The 5,743-nt window shown below is 63.4% G+C and carries 5 protein-coding genes; all 5 read left to right on the forward strand.

All coding sequences use genetic code 11. The annotated features are described in order from the left end of the window. A partial coding sequence (locus tag ACOOGG_RS00905; RefSeq protein ID WP_420431334.1) for a hypothetical protein occupies positions 1-301 on the forward strand: 301 nt, incomplete at its 5' end. A gap of 210 nt (positions 302-511) precedes the next feature. Then, positions 512-1,489 (forward strand): hypothetical protein, encoded by a 978-nt coding sequence (locus ACOOGG_RS00910; RefSeq protein WP_420431336.1) that lies wholly within the window; start codon positions 512-514, stop codon positions 1,487-1,489. A 53-nt stretch (positions 1,490-1,542) separates the two neighbouring features. After that, positions 1,543-2,286 carry a VTC domain-containing protein gene (locus tag ACOOGG_RS00915; RefSeq protein ID WP_420431338.1) on the forward strand — a complete coding sequence of 248 codons (744 nt, stop codon included), beginning with the start codon at positions 1,543-1,545 and terminating at the stop codon, positions 2,284-2,286. A gap of 41 nt (positions 2,287-2,327) precedes the next feature. Further along, positions 2,328-2,963 (forward strand): DUF4956 domain-containing protein, encoded by a 636-nt coding sequence (locus tag ACOOGG_RS00920; RefSeq protein ID WP_420431340.1) that lies wholly within the window; start codon positions 2,328-2,330, stop codon positions 2,961-2,963. 36 nt (positions 2,964-2,999) lie between these two features. Beyond that, positions 3,000-5,582 (forward strand): CotH kinase family protein, encoded by a 2,583-nt coding sequence (locus tag ACOOGG_RS00925; RefSeq protein WP_420431342.1) that lies wholly within the window; start codon positions 3,000-3,002, stop codon positions 5,580-5,582. Positions 5,583-5,743 lie beyond the last annotated feature (161 nt).

Below are 5,743 nucleotides of genomic sequence, written 5' to 3' on the forward strand. Positions count from 1 at the left end.
CTGTGCGACTACGCAGTTTTCCAGAAAATTCTCAATTTCACCCCAATATCTTGGATCGACAGGCTTCGATAGACCGATGGCCGTCAATCGACAGTTTACCTCAGCACCCAGCACCCAGCTCATCTCGCGCCGTCGGGCACTGCGCGCCGTCGGCCTTTTTATGGCCAACGTGCCTCTGAGTCCTCTACTCGCCTGTGGTAAAGACAGCAAGGCCAACCTCTTAACATCCTCTGAAGAAGAAAGCCCTAGCGGAATTTCGGCCACGAGCGATTGGGCGACACAGACGATAGCCGCTGCGTAACATCAGTTAAAAAAGACGCCACTGTTGGGAATGAGTGAGGGGAATGGATTGTCTAAGGGACAGTACCCGAACCATTTGTTATCGGCAACAGTCAATAGCGATAAGCGCAAGGAAAGGGAGAAGATGAGACACATCGCACGACCCATGGGATCGGTCGGATTCTCGGTGCCCCTTCTTCTAGTGTTCAGCTTAGGAACCGGTTGTGACCCCTTGACCGACAGTCTGACCGTGTCGGCCCGGGCCGTCCCGAGCCAGGAGTGGGTGCTACAGCAGGACGCGGACGGGGTGATCACCGGTTCACTCACCGACCACTTACAGGGGCGTCACCTCCGTCGGACGATTCTCGGTGCCGAGCGTGGCGACCGCATTCGCTTCGAAACCCTACCGGAGCTGGCCTCAGGAGTGTCCGTGGCCGCTGGTGATCCCATCGGCCGCCGGATCTCTGCGCTGACCGCTCGGCGACAGGCCGAGCTGCAGGGGCAGCTAGACGTCGAGCGGGCCTACCTAGAGCTGGCCCGCTCCGGTGACAAGGCCTCCCTCGTGCGCGAGGCTGACGTGCGCCTCGCCTTGGCGCAGGCGGAGGCCGCCCAGCAGCGGCGCACGCTGGTTCGTCAGCGGTCGCTCTTCGAGCACAACCTGGTGGCCCCCGCCGATCTGGAGCTCGTCGAGGCCGCCGTTGAGGCCGCCGACCTCCGCGTCCGCATCGCCGAGGCCCAGCTACAGACGGCTCGGACGGGCGGCCCCGAGCAGGAGCTCCGGTGGATCGAGGCCCGGATCGCCGATCTGCTGAGCCAGCTAGACCAAGTGCGCCTCGACATCGAGGCGGATGTGGTGCGCTCGCCCATCGACGGCCGCTTCCTCGGGGGCCACGGCGACACGCTGGCCGTGGTACAGGATACCACGGCCTGGGCCGCCATCATGCCCGTGGCCTGGACCGACCACCTGCGGCTGCAACCGGGCCTCCGGGTCCAATTGCAGTGGGATGCCGGTCTGCCACCGGCGACGGGACAACTGACGCGGCTGAAAACCGAGGCGTTCTCCGCCATCGACGGGCGACAGTTCGTGGCTGTTGTGGCCCGGCTGGACAGCGTGGACGGTGCCCTCGTGCCCGGACTGGTGGGGCAGTGCCGTATCGCCGCCGACGCCCAAACCTGGCTCGATCGCCTGCAACGCATTCTGGCGCTCTGACCCAGACCCAACGACAACGTCAAAACACACAACACAGACACAGGATACCTTGGATGGACGCTCGAAGAGACCGATACGAGTTGAAGTACCCGGCGACGCAGGACACGCTGGAGCCCCTACGACGCGCCTTCGAACCCTTCGTGGTCCGGGACAGGCACACGCCGCCGGGCAAGGTGGGCTATACCATCCACAGCATCTACTTCGACACGCCGGGCTTCGACGCCTACCACCAGAAGGTGGACGGACTGCAGCACCGGTACAAGGTGCGTCTCCGAGGCTACAACGAGGGCGCCGATGACGCCCCGGTGGTGCTCGAGATCAAGCGCAAGGACGACCGCATAGTCTCCAAGGCCCGGGCCTGGGTGCTGCACCGCGACCTCGACACCCTGCTAGCAACCGGCGATGTGGAGCGCTACGCCCTCGGCGATGACCGGGCGAAGGAGGATATGTGCCGTTTCCTGTACCGGATCCGCCGCCACGGGCTGCGCCCGGTGGTCCTCACCCGCTACGAACGCGAGGCCTACTTCGGACGCTTCAATAACGATCTGCGCATTACGCTGGACAGCAGTCTCCGCAGCCGCGCCTTCCCCGGAGCCACCGAGCTGTTCGGCCGGCAGCCCGTGGTGCGGGCACGGCGCGATACGGTGGTCGAGGTCAAGCACTACGGTGCCAGTCCTTCGTGGCTCAAGAGTATCGTCAGCGACTTCGGCCTGAGGCGCGCCTCGTTCTCCAAGTACTGCAACTGCCTCGACGATCACGATCTGCCACGGCGATCATCGGCCCAGACGAACCCGTGAATGCCTTCCTAGACGTAAGTGGCCTAGTCTCACCACTAGCCTTGAGTCCGCAACAGGCGGCCACCAACCTAGCTGTGGCCCTGATGTGCGGTCTGATGGTGGCTCGCTTCTACCGCTGGGTCACGCACCGGTCGAGCAATGCCAATGCCTTCGTCAGCGCGTTGATCGTTCTGGCGATGATCACCTGCATCGTCATCATGGTCATTGGTAACAACCTAGCCCGGGCTTTCGGGCTGGTCGGTGCCATGTCCATCATCCGCTTCCGCACCGCAGTCAAGGACGTGCGCGACATCGTCTTCATCTTCTTCAGTCTCGCCGGGGGCATGGCTGCTGGTGTCGGTCTGACCACCATCTCCCTCGGCGGGACCGTGGCGATCGGGCTGGTCATGCTGGGTATCGAGAAGGTCCAGTCGCGCTCCCGCCGTCAACGCGACTACCTGCTGCAGATGACCTACACACCGAGTGCCGGGATTGAAGCTCCTTACCCCGACATCCTACGCCGCTTCTGCCGCCGCCATCATCTCGTCAACACCCAGTCCCAAGCCGGGGACGATCTCGAGATCTCCTTCTACGTGAGTCTTAGGAACGAGGATGCCTCCAGCCATCTGGTCTCGGAACTGCGTGCCCTGCCCCAGATCGGTCGCGTGAACCTGTTCTTCGACGAAGACTACGACTGATCACTCCACCACTCGCCATTCAAAAAGGACAACGCCATGTCAACCGGTCAGTTCTCACGCCCCATCGGGGGTGCCCTGCCCCTCATCTTCTTGTTACTGGCAAGGACGGCTCTGCAGGCCGATCTGTCGCCCAGCATACACCTAAGCGATGATGGGTCCACCCTGATCCAGTCCGGGCCGTCGGCCAGTACCCTGTACGATGAGACGGTCCTGCGGACATTCGAGTTGCGTTTCGAGCCAGCCGACTGGTGGGACCAGCTCACCGCCAACTACGGCACCGGAGAGAACATCCTCGCCGACCTGACCGTGGAGGGCGTCACCTATCCCGAGGTGGGTGTGCGCTTCCGCGGCAACACGTCGTACACGAGGACGGGGGACTCCGAGAAGAAGTCCTTCAACATCGAGATGGACTTCGTCGACGAAGACCAGACCCTGATGGGCTACCGGACCCTCAATCTCAACAATGCCTATCTGGATCCCTCCTTCATGCACGAGGTCCTCTACTTCCACGAGGCCCGTAACTACGTCCCCACGCCTAAGGCCAACCACGTGCATCTGATCATCAACGGTCAGAACTGGGGCGTGTACGCCAATGTCCAGCAGATCAACGCCGACATGATGGCCGAGTGGTTTCCCAGCAACGACGGCGACCGCTGGAAGGTCGAGACCGGCGGTGCAGGAGGTGGCCAACCGGATGGCGCAGGAACCAACCCGGGCCAACGGCCCCCACGGGGCGGGGTACCACCCAGCGCCGACACGACGGGAACCAACCCAGGCCAACGGCCCCCACGAGGCGGCGCACCACCCAGCGCCGACACGACGGGAACCAACCCGGGCCAACAACCGCCAGGGGGCGGTGCCTTCGGCGGCGACAGGGCGCTGACCTGGCAGGGCGACGATCCGGCCGTGTACGAGTCCCTCTATCTGCTCAAGGCGGAAAACACCGATGACCCATGGGCGCACCTGATCGCGCTGTGTGAGGTGCTCAACAACACGCCCGCCGACCAGCTTGAGGAGGCTCTCGAACCGATCATGGACGTGGATCGCTGGTTGTGGTTCCTCGCCGTGGAGAGCGTCTTTGGGGACGACGACAGCTACCTGACCAAGGGCTCAGACTACCAGCTCTACTACGAGCCCGAGAGCGGGCGCATGCATCCCCTCCAGTACGACGGTAACGAAGCCCTCAACGCCAGGCTGAGCACCCGCGATCCCATGGACGGCGAAGACGACGCCGACCGACCCGTCATCAGCCAGCTACTGAGCGTACCTGCCCTGCGGCAGCGCTACCTCGCCCATGTGCGCACCGTGCTGAACCGGTCGCTGACCTGGGAGACCTTGGGGCCACAGGTGGAGCAGTACGAGCGGCTCATCGAGGCCGAGGTGCGAGCCGACCCCCACAAGTTCTACACCACCGCCGACTTCGAGGCGAGCCCCGCCGAGTTGGAGAGCTTCGTGAGGGAGAGGCGCGACTTCCTCTTGTCCCACGCGGAGGTGAATCGGCCTTCTCCTGCGATCCTCGCCGTGAACACGGAACGCACCAACTCGCAGGCACACATCACCGTTAGCCTCGCGGCCACGCCCGCCGTGGTCGAAGTACTCCTGCACTGGTCCACCGGTCTGACCGGGGCCTTCAGCACCCTGGTCATGCTCGACGACGGCGCCCACGGCGATGGCTCGGCCAACGACGGCACCTACGGTGCCCACCTGCCCCTGCCCGACAAGGGTTGGGTCCGCTACTATGTTGAGGCCCGCACCGACGACAGCTTCGGCACGGTCGCCTATGCTCCCGCCGGTGCAGAGCACGATGTGTACGCCTTGCTCGCCAACGCGCCGCTGGCCGCCACCAGCCCGATCTGGATCACGGAGCTGATGGCGGCCAATCGGGGAGTCGTCCTCGATCCCCAAGGCGACAGCGACGACTGGATCGAGCTGACCAATGTCAGTGACGAGCAGGTTGACCTATCGGGGATGTTCCTCAGCGACGACACCGAAGATCTGCACAAGTGGAGCCTGCCCGGAGGGACGGTACTGGCTCCAGGTGCCAGCCTCGTGGTGTGGGCCGATGACGATGAAGGCGACACCCCGGGGCTGCACGCCAACTTCAAGCTCTCGCAATCCGGCGAAGTGGTGACCCTCACCGATGCGGCGAGCAAGGGTGGGGCGCTGTTGGATCTGGTGTCCTTTGGCGGCCAGCTCGACGATGTCTCCTATGGGCGTCTGCCGGAGGACCCGTCCCACTTCGGCTTTCTCGACCAGCCCACGCCGGGGGACTACAATGCCGGTATGATCACGGCCGTGACCGGGGGCAGCGACGATTCTCTGCCGTCGAGCTTCCTGCTGGGGCAGAACTACCCCAACCCCTTCAACGACACCACCATCATCCCCTTCACCATCCCCGCTGCCGGGCTGGGTGAAGATATCTTCGTGAAGCTGGAGGTATACAACCTCAGCGGGCAGCGCGTCTTCTCCCTGTTGTCGGGAGCCCTAGCCTCCGGCCAGTATTCCATCACCTGGGACGGCCGCGACCAGCGCGGGCACGCCGTGTCCAGCGGTCTGTACTTCTACCGCTTGGAGGCCGGTTCGTTCCTGCAGACGCGCAAGTTCACCCTAGTGCAGTGAGTTGGCTTAAAAAATTAGGAATTGAGAATTACGAATTACCCCCGCCCCAATTCCTAATTCCTAAGGCTTGGTAAATACGTGGATAGTGACTTGGTACTCGACTGAATTCCACGTCTCGACGTGCGTTTCTCGCCGCTGACTATAGCCTTGGGAGACGAGCC

This window comes from Candidatus Poriferisocius sp., assembly GCF_965214065.1.
Lineage (GTDB): Bacteria > Actinomycetota > Acidimicrobiia > Acidimicrobiales > Bin134 > Poriferisocius.